Below are 16,931 nucleotides of genomic sequence, written 5' to 3' on the forward strand. Positions count from 1 at the left end.
GGGTCACCTCACTTGTACATCGTCTGGTTCATGGTTCCGGGGGCGTACGCGTCCGGGTCGACCCAGACGTTGACGAGCGACGGCTTGCCCGACTCCCGGGCGCGCCGCAGCGCGGGGGCGATGTCGGCGGGGTCGCGGACCTCCTCGCCGTGACCGCCCAGCATCTGGGCGAACTTGTCGTAGTGGACGTCGCCGAGGGTGTTGCCGATCCGCTCGCGCTCCTCGCCGTACTTGGCCTTCTGGCCGTAACGGATCTGGTTCATGGAGGAGTTGTTGCCGATGATCCCGACGAAGGGGAGGTCGTAGCGGACGAGGGTCTCGAAGTCCCAGCCGGTGAGGGAGAAGGCGCCGTCACCGAAGAGGGCCACCACCTCCTTGTCGGGTCGTGCCTTCTTGGCGGCGAGCACGAAGGGGACGCCGACGCCGAGGGTGCCGAGGGGGCCCGGGTCCATCCAGTGCCCGGGTGACTTGGGCTGCACGACCTGACCGGAGAAGGTGACGATGTCGCCGCCGTCGCCGATGTAGATGGAGTCCTCGGTCAGGAATTCGTTGATCTCGCTGACCAGCCGGTACGGGTGGATCGGCGAGGCGTCGGACCTCAGGCTGGGCAGCCGCTTCTCGATGGCGCTCTGCTCGGCGGCGCGCAGCTCGTCGAGCCACTCCTTGCGCCTCGACGCGCCCCCGTCGATGCGCCCGGAAGCCGCCTCCGTCACCGACTTCAGCACCAGGCCCGCGTCGCCGACGATCCCGAGGTCGATGTCGCGGTTCTTGCCGACGGTCCGGTAGTCGAGGTCGATCTGTACGACCGTCGCGTCCGGCGACAGCCGCTTGCCGTAGCCCATGCGGAAGTCGAAGGGCGTCCCGACGATCACGATGACGTCGGCGCCTGAGAAGGCGTACCGGCGGGAGAGCTGGAAGTGGTGCGGGTCGCCGGGAGGCAGGGTGCCGCGGCCGGCGCCGTTCATGTAGGCGGGGATGTTGAGGGTGCGTACGAGGTCGATGGCGGCCTCGGTGCCCCGGGTCGTCCACACCTGGCTGCCCAGCAGGATCGCGGGCCTCTCGGCGTGCACCAGCAGGTCGGCGAGCTTCTCGACGGCCTCGGGGTCACCGGCCGAGCGGGTCGAGGCCCGGTAGGCACCGGCCTTCGGCACGCGTGCCTTCTCCACGGGCACCTTGGCGTCCAGGACGTCGCGCGGGATCTCCAGGAAGGAGGGGCCGGGGGCGCCGTGGTAGCACTCGCGGAACGCCATGGACACCATGTCGGCGGCGCGGGCCGTGTCCGGCACCGTCGCCGCGAACTTGGTGATCGGCGTCATCATGTCGACGTGCGGCAGGTCCTGCAGCGACCCCATCTTGTGCTGGGTGTGCGCTCCCTGGCCGCCGATCAGCAGCATCGGGGACTCCGCGCGGAAGGCGTTGGCGACCCCGGTCACGGCGTCGGTCGTACCGGGGCCGGCGGTGACGACCGCGCAGCCGGGCTTGCCGGTGATCCGGGCGTAGCCGTCGGCGGCGTGGGCGGCGACCTGCTCGTGGCGGACGTCGACGACCTCGATGCCCTCGTCGACGCAGCCGTCGTAGATGTCGATGATGTGGCCGCCGCACAGGGTGTAGATGACCTCCACACCCTCGGCCTTGAGCGCCTTGGCGACGAGGTGACCACCGGAGATGAGGTCCTGGCTGTTGCCGTCGGGCATGGCGAAGTCCTGTCCCTTCGTAGGGGTTTTCGTGGGTCTTCGTTGAGCGTCGGAGCGCACTCGCGGTTGATTGCATACAGTCGACGAATACTGTATGAACCTTGTTATCCCGCATCCCATGGATGGTGTCCAGGGGGCGTGCGGCACTTTTGAGTCAGGAGCCGGAATGGACCTTTTCGAGCACCAGGCCAGGGAACTCTTCGAGGAACACGGCATCGCGGTCCCGCGGGCCGAGGTCACCGACTCGCCCAAGGAGGCCCGTGAGATCGCCCGCAGGCTGGGCGGACGCGTCGTCGTCAAGGCACAGGTGAAGACCGGCGGGCGCGGCAAGGCGGGCGGGGTGAAGCTCGCCGCCGACCCCGCCGCCACCGAACTGACGGCACGGCAGATCCTCGGCATGGACATCAAGGGCCACACCGTCCGCACGGTGATGGTCGCCGAACCCGTCGCCGTCGAGAGCGAGTTCTACGTCTCCTACGTCCTCGACCGCGCGGCCGGCCGTTTCCTCGCGATCGCCTCGGCCGAGGGCGGTATGGACATCGAGGACGTCGCCGCGAGCCGGCCCGAGGCCGTGGCCCGCATCCCCGTCGACCCCGCCGAGGGTGTCACCTCGGCGAAGGCGTCCGAGATCGCCGAGGCCGCCGGCCTGCCCCCGCAGAGCGTCGACGTCCTCATGCGGCTCTGGCAGGTGCTGACCCGCGAGGACGCGCTCCTCGTCGAGGTCAACCCGCTCGTCCGCACCGGACAGGGCCGGATCCTCGCCCTGGACGGCAAGGTCACCCTCGACGACAACGCGGGCTTCCGGCAGTCCCGCCGGGGCGACGAGGGCTTCGCGCACGACGATCCGCTGGAGGCCGCCGCGGCCGCCAAGGGCCTCAACTACGTGAAGCTGGACGGCGAGGTCGGGGTCATCGGCAACGGCGCCGGACTCGTCATGTCCACCCTCGACGTGGTCGCCGGCTGCGGCGCCCGCCCCGCCAACTTCCTCGACATCGGCGGCGGCGCCTCCGCCCAGATCATGGCCGACGGTCTCTCCGTCATCCTCTCCGACCCGGACGTGAAATCCGTCCTCGTCAACGTCTTCGGTGGGATCACCGCCTGCGACGCGGTCGCCGACGGCATCGTGCGGGCCCTGGACAGCGTGCGGTTGACCAAGCCGCTCGTCGTCCGCCTCGACGGCAACAACGCCGTACGCGGCCGGGCGATCCTCGACGACCGCGACCACCCGCTCGTCCACCAGGCCACCACCATGGACGGTGCCGCGCGCCGCGCCGCCGACCTCGCCCACGCGAACTGAGGAGCCCGGACATGGCCATCTACCTCACGCAGGAGAGCAAGGTCCTCGTCCAGGGCATGACCGGCGGCGAGGGCATGAAGCACACCCGCCGCATGCTCGCGGCCGGCACGAACGTCGTCGGCGGCGTCAATCCCCGCAAGGCCGGGCGCACCGTCGACTTCGGCGACCGCGCCGTCCCCGTCTTCGGCTCGGTCGCCGAGGGCATCGAGGTCACCGGCGCGGACGTCACCGTGGTCTTCGTCCCGCCCGCCTTCGCCAGGGCCGCCGTCGTCGAGGCGGCCGACGCCGGCATCGGCCTCGCCGTCGTCATCACCGAGGGCATCCCCGTCCACGACTCCGTCGCCTTCACGGCGTACGCGCGCTCCCGGGGCACCCGGATCATCGGCCCCAACTGCCCCGGCCTGATCACCCTCGGCCGGTCCAACGCCGGCATCATCCCCGCCGACATCACCAAGCCGGGACGCATCGGCCTGGTCTCCAAGTCCGGCACCCTCACCTACCAGCTCATGTACGAACTCCGCGACACCGGCTTCTCCACCTGCGTCGGCATCGGCGGCGACCCCGTCGTCGGCACCACCCACATCGACTGCCTGGCCGCCTTCCAGGACGACCCCGACACCGAACTGATCGTCCTCATCGGCGAGATCGGCGGCGACGCCGAGGAGCGGGCCGCCGCGTACGTCCGCGACCACGTCACCAAGCCCGTCGTCGGCTACATCGCCGGCTTCACCGCCCCCGAGGGCAGGACGATGGGCCACGCCGGCGCGATCGTCTCCGGCTCCTCGGGCACGGCGCAGGCGAAGAAGGAGGCGCTGGAAGCGGTCGGGGTGCGGGTCGGCGGCACGCCCACCGAGACGGCCGGGCTGGTGCTCGCGGCCCTGGAGAGCGAGGTCTGACCTCCTGCCGCACCACACCCGTCCGCCCCGCCCGGCATGCGGCCCTCGACGCGGCCCCCGCCCCCGGCTGTGCACCGAGAGCGGAGAACCCCATGGCACCACCCACCCTCGCCCCCGCCCCCCTCGTCCTGAAGTCCGGCACGGCCTGGACCGACGCCTGGCAGCGCTGTCTGACCATCGCCCCCGAGGCCTTCCGGGACGACCGCGTCCTCAACCACTGGAGCGCCGCCTGGCGCCCCGACGGCCGGGCCCTGCCCGCCACCAGCCCCGTCGACGGACGTCCCGTCGCCGCCCCGCCCCGCCTGGACGGGATCACCGCCCACCAGGCGGTCAGGGCCTCCCTCGACCAGCACCGGGCCTGGCGCCACGTCCCCCTCGACGAACGCCGCGCCCGGGTCGCCGCCACCCTCGACGCCCTCACCCACCACCGCGAACTGCTCGCCCTGCTCCTCGTCTGGGAGATCGGCAAACCCTGGCGGCTCGCGCAGGCCGACGTCGACCGGGCCATCGACGGCGTCCGCTGGTACGTCGACGGAATCGAACCCATGCTCGAAGGCCGGATCCCCCTCGACGGGCCGGTCTCCAACATCGCGAGCTGGAACTACCCGATGAGCGTCCTCGTCCACGCGATGCTGGTCCAGGCGCTGGCGGGGAACGCGGTCATCGCCAAGACCCCGACCGACGGCGGCGTCGCCTGCCTCACCCTGGCCACCGCCCTCGCCGCCCGCGAGGGCCTGCCCCTCACCCTCGTCAGCGGCAGCGGGGGCGAGCTGTCGGAGGCGCTCGTGCGGGCCCCGGAGATCGGCTGCGTCTCCTTCGTCGGCGGCCGCGACACCGGCGCCGCCGTGGCCACCGCCGTCGCCGACCTGGGCAAACGGCATGTCCTGGAGCAGGAGGGGCTGAACACCTGGGGCATCTGGAACCACACCGACTGGGACACCCTCGCCGCCGTCGTCCCCAAGCTCTTCGACTACGGCAAGCAGCGCTGCACGGCGTATCCGCGCTTCGTCGTCCAGCGGGAACTGTTCGACGAGTTCCTCGCTGCCTACCTCCCGGCGGTCCGCACCCTCAGGGTCGGCCACCCGCTCGCCGTGGAGCACCCCGAGGACCCGTACCCGAAGCTGGACTTCGGGCCCGTCATCAACGCGGCCAAGGCCAAGGAGCTGACCGACCAGGTCGCCGAGGCCGTCGACCGGGGCGCCGTCCCGCTGCACCGGGGCGGGCTCGCCGACGCGCGCTTCCTGCCCGGCCAGGACACCGGCGCGTACGTCCAGCCCGTCACGCTCCTCAACCCGCCCCCGTCCTCCCCGCTCCACCACGCGGAACCCTTCGGCCCCGTCGACACGATCGTCCTGGTCGACACCGAGGCCGAACTGCTCGCCGCCATGAACGCCTCCAACGGAGCGCTCGTCGCCACCCTCTCCACCGACGACCGGGCGACGTACGAGCGGCTCGCCCCCCAGATCCGGGCGTTCAAGGTCGGCCACGGCACACCCCGCTCCCGCGGCGACCGCGACGAACTGTTCGGGGGCTTCGGCGCCTCCTGGCGGGGCGCCTTCGTCGGCGGCGACCTGCTGGTGAAGGCCGTCACGCGCGGTCCGGCGGGGGAGCGGCTGCCGGGGAACTTCCCCGGGTACCACCTCATGCCGCCCGCGGCCTGAGACCGCCGCGGCGTGATCGTCCGATCACCGCGGGTGAGGTCGTGCGGGCCTGCGTGACGAGGCCCGCACGACCCCGTCCGGAGCCCGGATATGCAGGTGAAGGGCACTCCGAAGTCTTGGTATTGTTGTCCATGTCGCCGCCGGGAGCACTCCTGGCAAGGCGGCGGACACCTGGTCCGGGTGGCGGAATGGCAGACGCGCTAGCTTGAGGTGCTAGTGCCCTTTATCGGGCGTGGGGGTTCAAGTCCCCCCTCGGACACTCGCTACGGCGATGAGCATGCGAAGGGCCCCGACCGACCGGTCGGGGTCCTTCGCGTTCTCGTGGCCCCGGGCGATGCCCCAGGCGATGTCACGGATGCGGAGTCCCGTGATCCTTTCAGGCGACCCGCTCGCGCTCAGGCTCTTTCCTTTCCCCCCAACCTCTAGTCAAATAGCGGCACTTGAACCACACGCGTGTCACGCGCCGGCGCCGTCCCCGACCAGGACGCCTTTCTCGGCCGGCCGACCGCGTCACGGGAAGGACCCCCACACGTGCCGGAGAGACACATGCCCATTTCCCCCCTGAAGCGTCGCGCGTTCATCCTCCTGGGGGCCGCGGTCGCCGCGGCGGCCGGCACCCGGACATCCGTGGCCGCCACGGCGGCCTCCCCCTCGGGGCCGCCCGGCACGCCGACGCCGGTCCGGATCGTCGACGACCGGGCGACCCCCGCCACCCGCGCGCTGTTCGCGTACCTGAAGCGGCAGCAGGGCAGAGGCATCCTGTTCGGGCACCAGCACGACCTGACCTACGGCTTCACCTTCACCACACCCGACGGCAGGGCGTCCGACACCAGAGCGGCGGTGGGCGACTACCCCGCGGTCTTCGGCTGGGACACCCTCGTCCTCGACGGCGACGAACGCCCCGGCGCCGAGAACGGCACCGACGCCGAGAACATCGCCGCGCTCAGCCGGTGCATCCGGCAGGGGGACGCGCGCGGTGGGATCAACACCCTCAGCGCCCACATGCCGAACTTCGTCACCGGCAAGGACTTCCGGGACACCTCGGGCCGGGTCGTCGGCCAGATCCTCCCCGGCGGCGCGCGGCACGCGCGCTTCAACCGGTTCCTCGACCGCCTCGCGAAGGCCGTCAAGGGCGCGCGGCGCCCGGACGGCACCGCCATCCCCGTCATCTTCCGGCCCTTCCACGAGAACAACGGGGGCTGGTTCTGGTGGGGCGCCGGTCACACCACCTCGGGCGAGTTCATCGAGCTGTTCCGCTACACCGTCGAATACCTGCGCGACACCAAGGGCGTACACAATCTCCTCTACGCCTACTCGCCCAACTCCAGTCTCGGTGGGGACCCGGCCGGCTACCTCAGGACCTACCCCGGTGACCGCTTCGTCGACGTCCTCGGCTACGACTCCTACGACGAGGGCGCCGGTCCGACCCCCTGGCTCGACGGTCTGGTGCGGGACCTGGCCATGGTGGTCCGGCTGGCCGACGAGCGGGACAAGGTGCCGGCCCTCACGGAGTTCGGGGAGAGCGGCACCGAGGTCCGCGACCCGCAGTGGTTCACGCGTCTGCTGCGGGCCGTCGAGGCGGACCCGCTGGCCCGCCGGGTGACCTACATGCCCACGTGGGCCAACTTCGGAGGCACCAGGCGCGCCTACGTGCCGTACCCGGGGCACGCCCTGCTGCCGGACTTCGTCCGGTTCCATCAGGATCCCTACACCCTGTTCGCCTCCGATCTGCGGGGAGTGTTCGCCGCCCGCACCACCGCCGTCAGGAACGGCCCGTCCGTGCATCTGGTGACACCCACGGACCGGCAGCGCGTGACGGCCGCCAGGACCACCGTCCGCGTGCGGGTCACGCCCGCGCGGGCGAGCCGGGTCACCTACTCCGTGGACGGCGGGCGCGCCCGGCCCCTGCGCCTGGACGCGGACGGCTACCACTCGGCCACCTGGTCGATCGGCGCGGCCCCGCGCAAGAAGGGCTCGGCGACCCTCACCGTGCGCGCGCGGGTGGGCGGTGAGACCCTCACCGACTCCGCCGTCGTCCTCCTCGGCGAGGCCGCCCCCCTGCCCGCCGGCTGGATCGACGACTTCGAGGGGTATGCCGGGGACGATGTCGCCCTCGGCGAGGCGTACACCCACCTCAACGCCCACACCCTCACCCTGTCGCCCGACCACAAGTCCTCGGGCTCCTACGGACTGGCCTACGCCTACGACTTCACCGGCGCCGCGTTCACCGGCATCGGCCGGCCGGTCGTCGCGGACTGGTCCGGCTTCACCTGCCTGGCGCTGTGGCTGCGGGGCGACGGCTCGGAGAACGCCGGGGCGCTCGAGATCGTCGCCGACGGAGTCCCGTTCCAGTACAGGTTTCCGCTGGACGACACGAGCGGGCAGGAGATCAAGGCCCCCTTCGGCGAGTTCCAGCCCGCTCCCTGGGACACCGAGCATCCCACCGCCGTGCTCGACGCGGCCCGTCTGGCCAAGGTGACGGCGTTCAATCTGTACCTCGGCCGGGGCGGCGGGACGGTGACCAAGGGCGTCGTCCACGTGGACGACATCAGGGCCGAGTGAAGCACCCGGCGGAAAATGCGGTGACCCGGCCCCGTCGCTGTCCCTAGACTCACCGCACCAAGTGACGAGAGAGGGGAGCCCGGCCATGTGCGACCGCACCGCCGTCGTCGTTCCCCGTTCCCTGTACGAGGTGATCCTCGTGTCCTCGTCGGTCCGGTGCCCGCTGCGCGGCCGGTACCGGATGCCCGTGACGCACGTCTGACGTCGAACCCCTGTGCGTGTGACGGAGCGACAGCTCCGTCACACGCACACGTTCTCGGCGTCCGCCGTCCCCGCACGGGAATCGCGCTGCCCCGAAACAGCTCAGCTGAAAGGCCACGGGCCATGCGCAGCACCGTCACCACCCACGCCGACCCTCTGACCGCCGTCCGCAACCTGGGCATCCTCGCCCACGTCGACGCCGGCAAGACCACCGTCACCGAGCGGTTCCTGTACGCCACGGGGACCACGCACAAGCGCGGAGAGGTCCACGACGGCACCACCGTCACCGACTTCGACCCGCAGGAGCGCGACCGCGGCATCACCATCTTCGCGGCGGCCGTGAGCTGCGCCTGGGACGGGCACCGGATCAACCTGATCGACACCCCGGGCCATGTCGACTTCGCCGACGAGGTGGAGCGTTCGCTCAGGGTGCTCGACGGCGCGATCGCCGTGTTCGACGCGGTCGCCGGGGTCGAGCCGCAGAGCGAGTCGGTGTGGCGGCAGGCCGACCGGCACGGCGTCCCGCGTATCGCCTTCGTCAACAAGCTGGACCGCGCGGGCGCCGACCTCGACACGGCCGTCGACTCGATCCGGCGGCGGCTCCATCCGGTGCCGCTGGTGGTGCAGTTGCCGATCGGCCGGGAGGACGCCTTCCTCGGAGTGGTGGACCTGCTCCGGATGCGGGCGCTGGTCTGGGCGGACGGCGACGACACGGCCGCGGAGGTTCCGGTGCCGGACGACCTGCGGGAGGAGGCGCGACGACGCCGACGGCTGCTGGAGGAGGCGGTGGCGGAACTGCATCCCCTGGCGCTGGAGGAGTTCTGCGCCGAGTCCGCGCTGAGCGCGCGGACGCTGGCCTCGGCGCTGCGCGACCTGACCCGCACGGGTGAGGGCGTGGTCGTGCTGTGCGGCTCGGCCTACCGCAACCGTGGCATCGAACCGCTGCTCGACGCGGTCGTGGCGTATCTGCCCTCGCCGCTGGACGTACCGCCCGTGCGCGGTACGCACGACGGGACGGAGCGGGAGCGCCCGGCCGACGCGACCGTGCCGCTCGCGGCGCTGGCGTTCAAGGTGAGCGCCACGGCCACGGGACGGCTGACCTACCTGCGGCTGTACTCGGGAACGATCCGGAAGGGGGACACCGTGCTGGACGCGGGCACGCGGCGCACCGAGCGGATCGGCCGGATCCTGCGGGTGCGGGCCGACCGGCACGCCGAACTGGACCACGCGGTGGCCGGGGACATCGTCGCGGTGGTCGGGCTGAAGTCGGCCCGCGCGGGCACCACCCTGTGCGCGCCGGCGGCGCCGCTGCTCCTCGAACCCCCGTCCGTCGCCGACCCGGTGGTCTCGGTGGCCGTCGAGGCACGCAGGAGCACCGACACCGACCGGCTCGCGACGGCCCTCGCGCGGCTGGCCGAGGAGGACCCCTCGCTGGTCGTCCGGACCGACCCCGAGACCGGTCAGACCCTGCTGTCCGGCATGGGCGAACTGCATCTGGAGGTGGCGGTGGAGAAGGTCCGGCAGAGCCATGGGCTCGACGTCGTCGTCGGCCGGCCTCGCGTCGCCCATCGCGAGACGGTCGTGCGCGGGGTGTCCGGGCTGGTCCACCGGCACGTCAAACAGGACGGCGGGGCGGGGCAGTTCGCCCATGTCGTCCTCGACGTGGCACCCCTGGAGGCGGAGGGCGACCGTGCTGCCACGGGCTTCGTGTTCCGCTCGACCGTCGTCGGCGGGCGGGTGCCGCAGGAGTACGTCCGCGCGGTCGAGGCCGGCTGCCGGGACGCCCTCACCGAGGGGCCCCTCGGCGGGCACCCGGTGACCGGGCTGAGCGTGACGCTGACGGACGGGGCGACCCACTCCAAGGACTCCTCGGAGATGGCGTTCCGCACGGCCGGGCGGTTCGCGCTGCGGGAGGCCATGCGGGTGGGGGTGATGGGGCTGCTGGAGCCTGTCGCCGATGTCACGGTGACCGTGCCCGCGGATGCCGTGGGCGGGGTGCTCGGGGATCTCGCCGCGCGGCGGGGGCGGGTGTCGGACTCCGAGGCCCGGGGCGGGTCGGTGGTCGTCACCGCGACGGTGCCGATGGCCGAGCTGTTCGGGTACGCGACGCGGTTGCGCAGCCGGACGCAGGGGCGGGGGACGTTCACGGCGCGGCCGGCGGGGTATGTGCGGGCGCCGGGGACGGTGCCGGTGAGTTAGGAGGTGGCGGGGGCGTGGAGTTTCCTCGTCCCCGCCACCCCTTCCCGTCCCCGGGGCTCCGCTCCGGACCCCGCTCCTCGAACGCCGGAGGAGCTCGATGGAGTCAGGCCCAGGGGCTCACCGCCGTGAAGGAGCTGTCGGCGCGGAAGGTGTCCGTGGCCTGGTAGGTGTCCAGGCGCAGTTCGTAGTTGTAGTGGCGGATGTACCGGCCGGGGTAGTTGTACGACTCAAGGCGGACCGAGCCGGAGGCCGTGCCCGGGCGGGCGCAGTACGTGGCGTCCTTGTCGAACACGGTCGTGCCGTCGTCCGCGTCGGAGCGGATCCGGTAGTCCCAGTGGCGCAGGTAGCGGCCGGTGGAGGTGCGGAAGGAGTAGCAGTTGGCGTCCGCGAGGCCGGGCACGACCGTGAGGGTGGCGCTCTGCTTGACGGCGGTCGTGCTGGAGGACGTCACCGGGTCGACGTAGCCGAGGTTGTCGGAGCGGGTCACGGCGTAGCGGCCGGTGTAGTTGACGGACTGCAGGGAGCGGGTGGTGTCGGTGGGCAGGGTGACACCGCCGGACACGGTCTCCTTGAGGACCGTCAGGTGGCGGACGAACCCGGTGAGGCCCGGGAGCTGTGTCGGGGTCGACCAGGTGGCGAAGCCGTCGTAGCTGTCGCTGTACCAGTACTGCCCCGCGCCGTAGGCGTCGTAGTAGATCCGCCAGCCCCCGTTGTCGAGCTGGACGAGTGCCGGGCCCTCCATCCCGGAGCCGAAGCCCGCCCAGTTGCCCGTCCTGCGGATGGTGTACGGGCCGGTGAGGCTGGAGGCGGTGGCGTACTCGATGTACTTGGTCGTCTCGTTCTTGGTGAACGCGTGGTAGGTCGAGCCGACCTTGACGACGAAGGTGTCGATGTAGTTCGGGCCGATGCCGGAGAGCACGGTGGGCGCGGACCAGGCGGTGAGGGCGGAGTTGGTGGCCGTCAGCTTGTACGGCTTGAAGATGTACTCTCCGTCGGCCGCGACGGACGCGGACAGGATGATGTTGACGCTGCCGTTGGTGTCGACGAACCACTCGGGCGCCCAGGCGCGCTGCAGGCCGCTGATCGGGACCGTGTAGTCGTACAGGAAGGTCCAGTTGAGGCGGTCGGTGGAGCGGGCGAAGCCGATGGTGGTGGAGAGCGCCGACCAGGTGCGCGTGGTGTAGGTCAGGTAGTAGTAGCCGTCCGTGTGCTTGAAGATGCTGGGGTCGCGGATCATGCCGGAGGGCGGGGTGTAGGCCGGGCCCTTGCGGAGGGTGAAGCCGGTCGCGTCCGGCGAGTCGTAGACGTACATGTTCGACTCGCTGCTGTTCGTGAACGCGGTCATCGTGTACCGCGTCGCCTGCCCGGCAGCCGGGTGGGCGGCTCCGGCCGGGGAGGCGAGGGCGGTGGTGAGGCCCAGCAGGGCGGCCACCGAGGTCAGGAGGGCGAGGACCGCCCTGCGGGTTCTGTTCAACGCTCGTCCCGTCTTTGCGCGAACTGCCCTGAGGCGTGGGAGGTTGTTCGAAATGTCGGCTCTTGTGCGGAAGTTCGATCAGAAGATAAGAGGGGGGCATGTTTGCGTCAATGGGTTGGGCGCGGATTGTGCGAGACGGGGTTCCGCTTGTCCGCCCCGAAGATCACCGGCGTTGCCTCCGGCCGGTATCGGCGCAGCTCATGACCGGTTTCCCGGACGGCGCACAGGAGGGCAACAGGAAACCCGTCGACCTCGGCCGGTGGCCGGGGCAACTCTGATGTCGACAGCACACGGCAGGACCCACGACCAAGGGGGAACGATGCGCAAGCTCAAGGCGATGCGGACCGCGGCGGCACTGGTACTGGCAGCCGGCGCGGTGATGACCGCCACCGCGACCCAGGCGCAGGCCGCCACCAGCCACGGCTGCCCGGACGGGTACGTCTGTATCTACCCGGAGAACGCGGGCTGGAACAACGACCAGCCGTCGCACAAGTACTACACCTACGGCTACCACAACCTCAGCAACATGGTCGGGACCCACCGCATCATCAACAACCAGACCGGCGGCGCCACCATGCAGACCTGCACCGGGTACAACGGCACGGGCTGCGAGGGCTACCTCCCCGGCGGCGGCTGGTCGATCGACAAGTACATGACGCCGATCAACTCGATCCGCCTCAACCCGTAACCCTCGGGCGCCACGGGGGACGAGGCGCCGAGGCACGGGGGAGACGACGTCCGGAACCGCATCTGCCCGCGGTTCCGGGCGTCGTGTTTTCGCCACTCCGGGTGAATGATTTGGTCGCTCTCACCACCCCGACAGTAACCTGGGCATCCGCCGTCTCACGGCCGCACTGCCTTGGGGGACACCTTGGGGGACCCGCAGCTCGGAGTCGAGCCAGATCCTCGCGACGACGCGGACGGGACCGCGCCGACCACGCTGTCCTTCCCCGCCCAACTGCGCCGACTGCGGCGCGAACGCGGACTGTCGCTCACCGACCTGGCCCGCCGCACCCACTACAGCAAGGGCTACCTCAGCAAGATCGAGACCGGTACGAAACGCGCCACGGTCGACGTCGCCCGCCTCTGCGACCAGGTCCTGGGCGCCGAGGGCGAACTGCTGCGCCTGGTACGCCGGACACCGCCCCGCGAGCCCGGCTCCGACACCACGCCACCCCGGTCCGACGGAGTGTGTCCGTACCGCGGCCTGTCGGCGTTCACCCCGCAGGACGCGGAGTGGTTCTTCGGCCGCGAGCGCGCCACGGCCGCACTGGTGGAGCGGATCTTCGAACGGGTGGGCAGCGGACCGCTGATGCTCGTCGCCCCGTCCGGCGCCGGCAAGTCGTCCCTGCTCAACGCCGGTCTCGTCCCCGCGCTCGGCCGCGGCGACCTCCCCATGCCGGGTGCCGACCGCTGGCCGGTCATCCACCTCACCCCCACCGCACGTCCCCTGGACGAACTGCTGGAACGCACCGCGAAGGCGCTGGGCAGCGACCTCGGCCTCACCGCCGAGGAGGTGCGGGACGACCCGGGGGCCCTCCTCGGCGCCGTACGGGCCAGATCGCAGGCCCCGCCGGAGGCACCCGGCGAGCGGCGGCCCCCACCGCCCCGACCGGTCCTGATCGTCGACCAGTTCGAGGAACTGTTCACCCTCTGCACGGACGAGGACGAACGCCGCTCCTTCGCCCGTGTGCTGTGCGCCCTCGCCACCGCCCGGCCGGCGGAGTGTCCGCACCCGCCCGCCGTCGTGGTGCTCGGGGTCCGCGCCGACTTCACCGGCAGCTGTCTGGGCCTGCCCGAGCTGGCCCCCGTCTTCACCGACGGGCTGTTCGTCCTCTCCCCGATGACCGTGGCGGAACTCCGGGAGTCCGTCACCCTCCCGGCGGAACTCGCCGGGCTCACCCTCGAACCAGGCCTGGTCCCGCTGCTGCTGCGGGACGCGGGACTGCGCGACGACCCGGCCCCGCGCCCTGGGGGTTCCGCGATCGGCTCCGACGAGACGCCCTCCGGCGCGCTCCCGCTGGTCTCCCACGCGCTGCTCGCCACCTGGCAGCGGCGCCGGGACTCCGCGCTGACCGTCGACGGGTACGAACGGGCGGGCGGCATCCAGGGAGCGGTCGCCCGCACCGCCGAGAACGTGTTCGCGCGCCTGTATCCCGCCGAGCAGAAGACGATCCGCCGCATCCTGTCCCGGCTGGTGCTCGTCATGGACGGAACCGGGGCGACCCGCCGCCGGATGAGCAGGGACGCCCTGATGGCGCGGCTCGGCGACGCGGACGGGGCCGCCGCCGCGCTCGACGCCTTCGTCCGGGCCCGGCTCATCACGATGGACAGCGACACCGTCGAGATCACCCACGAGGCGCTGCTGCACGCCTGGCCCCGGCTGCGCGGCTGGATCCACGCCGACCGGGCCGGACTCCTGCTGTACCAGCAACTCGCCCACGCGGCCGCCGAGTGGGAGCGCGAGGGCCGCGACCCGTCCGCCCTCTACCGGGGCACCCGCCTCGACACCGTGCGGGCGTGGGCCGAGGAGTCGGACGGCTGGAGCAGGCTCGGCCCCGACGAGGAGGCGTTCCTGAGGGCCAGTCAGGCCGAGGAGGACGCGCGCCGCGGCCAGGCCCGGCGGCAGGTACGGCTGCGGCAGTCCATGCTCGCCACGCTCGCCGTGCTGCTGGCTCTCGCCGTCACCGCCGGAGGACTCGCCTACCAGCAGCGTGAGGGCGCCCTCGACCAAGAGCGCGTCGCCCGCTCCCAGGCCCTCGCCGCGCGCTCCGCGTCGCTCGCCGGTGGCCGGCCGGAGGCGTCGATGCTCCTCGCGGAGCAGGCCTACCGGACCGCGCCCACCGCCGAGGCCCGCGGCGCCCTGCTCAGCACCCAGTCACAGCCCTTCACCGCGCGGCTCGACGGACACCGCGGCCCGGTCAACGCGGTCGCCTTCGCGCCCGACGGCCGCAGCCTCGCGACAGCCAGCTCCGACGGCACGGTCGTCCTGCGCCGCACGGCCGGCGGCCACCGCGTCCTCGCCCGGATCACCGTCGCCGGGCGCGTGCGCTCGGTCGCCTTCGGCGCGGACGGCCGCACGGTCGCGGTGACGTCGACCGACGGGCCGGTGACCCTGTGGAGCACCACCGGCGGCCAGCGCAGGACGGGCACGCTCGGCGGCCGTACCCAGGGCGCGCGCTCGGTCGCCTTCGACCCGCGCGGAGGGACGCTCGCCGTCGCCGCCGCCGACGGGACCGTCCAGCTGTGGGACACCGGCCCCCGCCCCCGGCTCACCGCCGCCCTCCCCGGACACAAGGGCGGCGTCAACGCGCTGGCCTACGCCCCCGACGGCCGGATGCTCGCCTCCGCCGGCACCGACCGCGCCGTACGGCTCTGGGACACCGGCCGGGCCCGGCTCGTCGACGCGCTCAAGGGGCACGCCGACGACGTGCTGGGTGTCGCCTTCTCGCCGGACGGCAGGACGGTGGCCTCCGCCGGCGTCGACCGGACGGTCCGGCTGTGGGACGTCGGCGACGGACGACTGACCGACACGTTCACGGGGAGCAGCGACGACATCAACGCCGTCGCCTTCACCCCGGACGGGACCACGGTCGTCGGCGCGGTCGGCGACGGGACGACCCGGCTGTGGGACGTGCGCGGCGGCCGGCAGACCCTGGTCCTCGCCGGACACACCGACTACGTCCTCGGGGTGGCCGTGACCTCCGACGGCGCCCTGCTGGCCACGGCCGGTTTCGACCAGTCGGTCGTCCTGTGGGACCTGAACGGGGCGGTCCTGACGTCGCGTCCGTTCACGGAGGTCTGGCAGACCGCCTACAGCCCCGACGGGAAACTGCTGGCCACGGCCGACGCCGACCACTCCGTACGGCTGTGGGACGCGCGGACGCACACCCTCGTGGCAGCCCTGGAAGGGCACACCGAGACCGTGTTCTCGGTGGCCTTCTCGCCCGACGGGCGGACCCTCGCCTCGGCGGGCTCCGACGGCACGGTCCGGCTGTGGGACGTCGCGGGGCACAAGGCGCTGAAGAAGCTGACCGGGCACGGCGGGCAGGTCTTCTCCGTCGCCTTCTCGCCCGACGGGCGGACCCTCGCCTCGGCGGGCTCCGACCACACGGTGCGCCTGTGGGACGTGGCAGGGCGCCGGCAGCTCGCCGTGCTCCGCGGCCACGAGGACTTCGTCAACGACGTCGCGTTCAGTCCCGACGGCCGCACCCTGGCCGGCGCCGGCGACGATCTGACCGTACGGCTGTGGGACGTCGCCGGACACCGCGAACTCGCCGCGCTCACCGGTCACTCGGGCGCGGTGCGGGGGGTGGCGTTCAGCCCGGACGGCCGCACCCTCGCCAGCAGCGGCAACGACGGGACCGTACGCCTGTGGGATGTCCGCAGCCGCCGCTTCGAGACCGCGCTGAGCGGCCACTCGGGCGCGGTGCGGGGGGTGGCCTTCAGCCCCGACGGCCGCACCCTCGCCAGCAGCGGCAACGACCGTACGGTACGCCTGTGGGACATCGCCGGACGGCGGCCGTGGGCGACGCTCACCGGTCATACGAACGCGGTCTGGGGCGTCGACTTCGCCCCCGACGGGCGGACCGTGGCCAGCAGCAGCACGGACGGCACCGTACGGCTGTGGGACCTCGACCCCGGCGCCCGGCTGGCGGACATCTGCCGGTTGCGTGCCGGCATCGGGCCCGAGGAACGCGCGAGACTGCTGCCCGGGGTGCCCGCCCCGGCGGACTCGTCACCGTGCGGGCCGCGTTGAGCGACAGGCCGGGGCGATTCGTTGCCGCTCGGCAACCGCCCTGCTCGCGAGGGGTTTCCCAGGTGTTTCCCGTTGCCCGTCGGCAGGGGGCGACACCCGGGTCTCGACGAGCGGGGCGCGGGTCGAGCAGGCTGCTGTCCGACCACCACCACCCAGTCCATCGAAACCTTCAGGGAACGGGGGTTCCG

At 72.2% G+C, this 16,931-nt stretch carries 9 protein-coding genes and 1 tRNA gene; 8 read left to right on the top strand and 2 right to left on the bottom strand.

Annotated features, from left to right (window positions below):
* Positions 1-8: 8 nt before the first annotated feature.
* The gene (locus STRBO_RS0113055) at positions 9-1,694 is read right to left on the bottom strand and encodes a thiamine pyrophosphate-binding protein (protein ID WP_005482550.1); all 1,686 of its coding nucleotides are present in this window, start codon (positions 1,692-1,694) and stop codon (positions 9-11) included.
* A 166-nt stretch (positions 1,695-1,860) separates the two neighbouring features.
* On the opposite strand from STRBO_RS0113055, the gene sucC reads away from it, so the two are divergent.
* The 6 genes from sucC to fusA all read left to right on the top strand — a co-directional run bounded on the left by sucC (position 1,861) and on the right by fusA (position 10,510).
* Positions 1,861-2,991, top strand: a complete 1,131-nt coding sequence (gene sucC / locus STRBO_RS0113060) for an ADP-forming succinate--CoA ligase subunit beta (RefSeq protein WP_005482551.1) — start codon at positions 1,861-1,863, stop codon at positions 2,989-2,991.
* A gap of 11 nt (positions 2,992-3,002) precedes the next feature.
* Positions 3,003-3,887, top strand: coding sequence for a succinate--CoA ligase subunit alpha (sucD, locus tag STRBO_RS0113065; protein ID WP_005482552.1), 885 nt, complete (start codon positions 3,003-3,005; stop codon positions 3,885-3,887).
* 92 nt (positions 3,888-3,979) lie between these two features.
* Positions 3,980-5,548 (top strand): aldehyde dehydrogenase family protein, encoded by a 1,569-nt coding sequence (locus STRBO_RS0113070; protein WP_005482553.1) that lies wholly within the window; start codon positions 3,980-3,982, stop codon positions 5,546-5,548.
* Positions 5,549-5,722: 174 nt separating this feature from the next.
* Positions 5,723-5,807: transfer RNA gene (locus STRBO_RS0113075), tRNA-Leu, on the top strand.
* A gap of 287 nt (positions 5,808-6,094) precedes the next feature.
* Positions 6,095-8,110: a glycosyl hydrolase gene (locus tag STRBO_RS0113080; protein WP_005482555.1), complete on the top strand. Its 2,016-nt coding sequence runs from the start codon at positions 6,095-6,097 to the stop codon at positions 8,108-8,110.
* Between the two features lie 324 nt (positions 8,111-8,434).
* On the top strand, positions 8,435-10,510 hold the full coding sequence (gene fusA / locus STRBO_RS0113090; RefSeq protein WP_005482557.1) for an elongation factor G: 2,076 nt from the start codon (positions 8,435-8,437) through the stop codon (positions 10,508-10,510).
* Between the two features lie 103 nt (positions 10,511-10,613).
* Here fusA and STRBO_RS0113095 read toward each other — a convergent pair whose 3' ends face one another.
* Positions 10,614-11,984, bottom strand: coding sequence for a glycoside hydrolase family 43 protein (locus tag STRBO_RS0113095; RefSeq protein WP_005482558.1), 1,371 nt, complete (start codon positions 11,982-11,984; stop codon positions 10,614-10,616).
* Positions 11,985-12,303: 319 nt separating this feature from the next.
* Here STRBO_RS0113095 and STRBO_RS0113100 point away from each other — a divergent pair, with 319 nt between their 5' ends.
* Both STRBO_RS0113100 and STRBO_RS0113105 read left to right on the top strand, forming a co-directional pair.
* Positions 12,304-12,672, top strand: coding sequence for a hypothetical protein (locus STRBO_RS0113100; protein ID WP_005482559.1), 369 nt, complete (start codon positions 12,304-12,306; stop codon positions 12,670-12,672).
* A 183-nt stretch (positions 12,673-12,855) separates the two neighbouring features.
* Positions 12,856-16,743: a WD40 repeat domain-containing protein gene (locus STRBO_RS0113105; protein WP_005482560.1), complete on the top strand. Its 3,888-nt coding sequence runs from the start codon at positions 12,856-12,858 to the stop codon at positions 16,741-16,743.
* Positions 16,744-16,931 lie beyond the last annotated feature (188 nt).

It is taken from the genome of Streptomyces bottropensis ATCC 25435, from assembly GCF_000383595.1.
Lineage (GTDB): Bacteria > Actinomycetota > Actinomycetes > Streptomycetales > Streptomycetaceae > Streptomyces > Streptomyces bottropensis.

Bases quoted from the DNA above. Each gene is read 5' to 3' on its own strand.
- STRBO_RS0113055 (WP_005482550.1), bottom strand. From the start codon at position 1,694: ATGCCCGACGGCAACAGCCAGGACCTCATCTCCGGTGGTCACCTCGTC.
- sucC (WP_005482551.1), top strand. From the start codon at position 1,861: ATGGACCTTTTCGAGCACCAGGCCAGGGAACTCTTCGAGGAACACGGC.
- sucD (WP_005482552.1), top strand. From the start codon at position 3,003: ATGGCCATCTACCTCACGCAGGAGAGCAAGGTCCTCGTCCAGGGCATG.
- STRBO_RS0113070 (WP_005482553.1), top strand. From the start codon at position 3,980: ATGGCACCACCCACCCTCGCCCCCGCCCCCCTCGTCCTGAAGTCCGGC.
- STRBO_RS0113080 (WP_005482555.1), top strand. From the start codon at position 6,095: ATGCCCATTTCCCCCCTGAAGCGTCGCGCGTTCATCCTCCTGGGGGCC.
- fusA (WP_005482557.1), top strand. From the start codon at position 8,435: ATGCGCAGCACCGTCACCACCCACGCCGACCCTCTGACCGCCGTCCGC.
- STRBO_RS0113100 (WP_005482559.1), top strand. From the start codon at position 12,304: ATGCGCAAGCTCAAGGCGATGCGGACCGCGGCGGCACTGGTACTGGCA.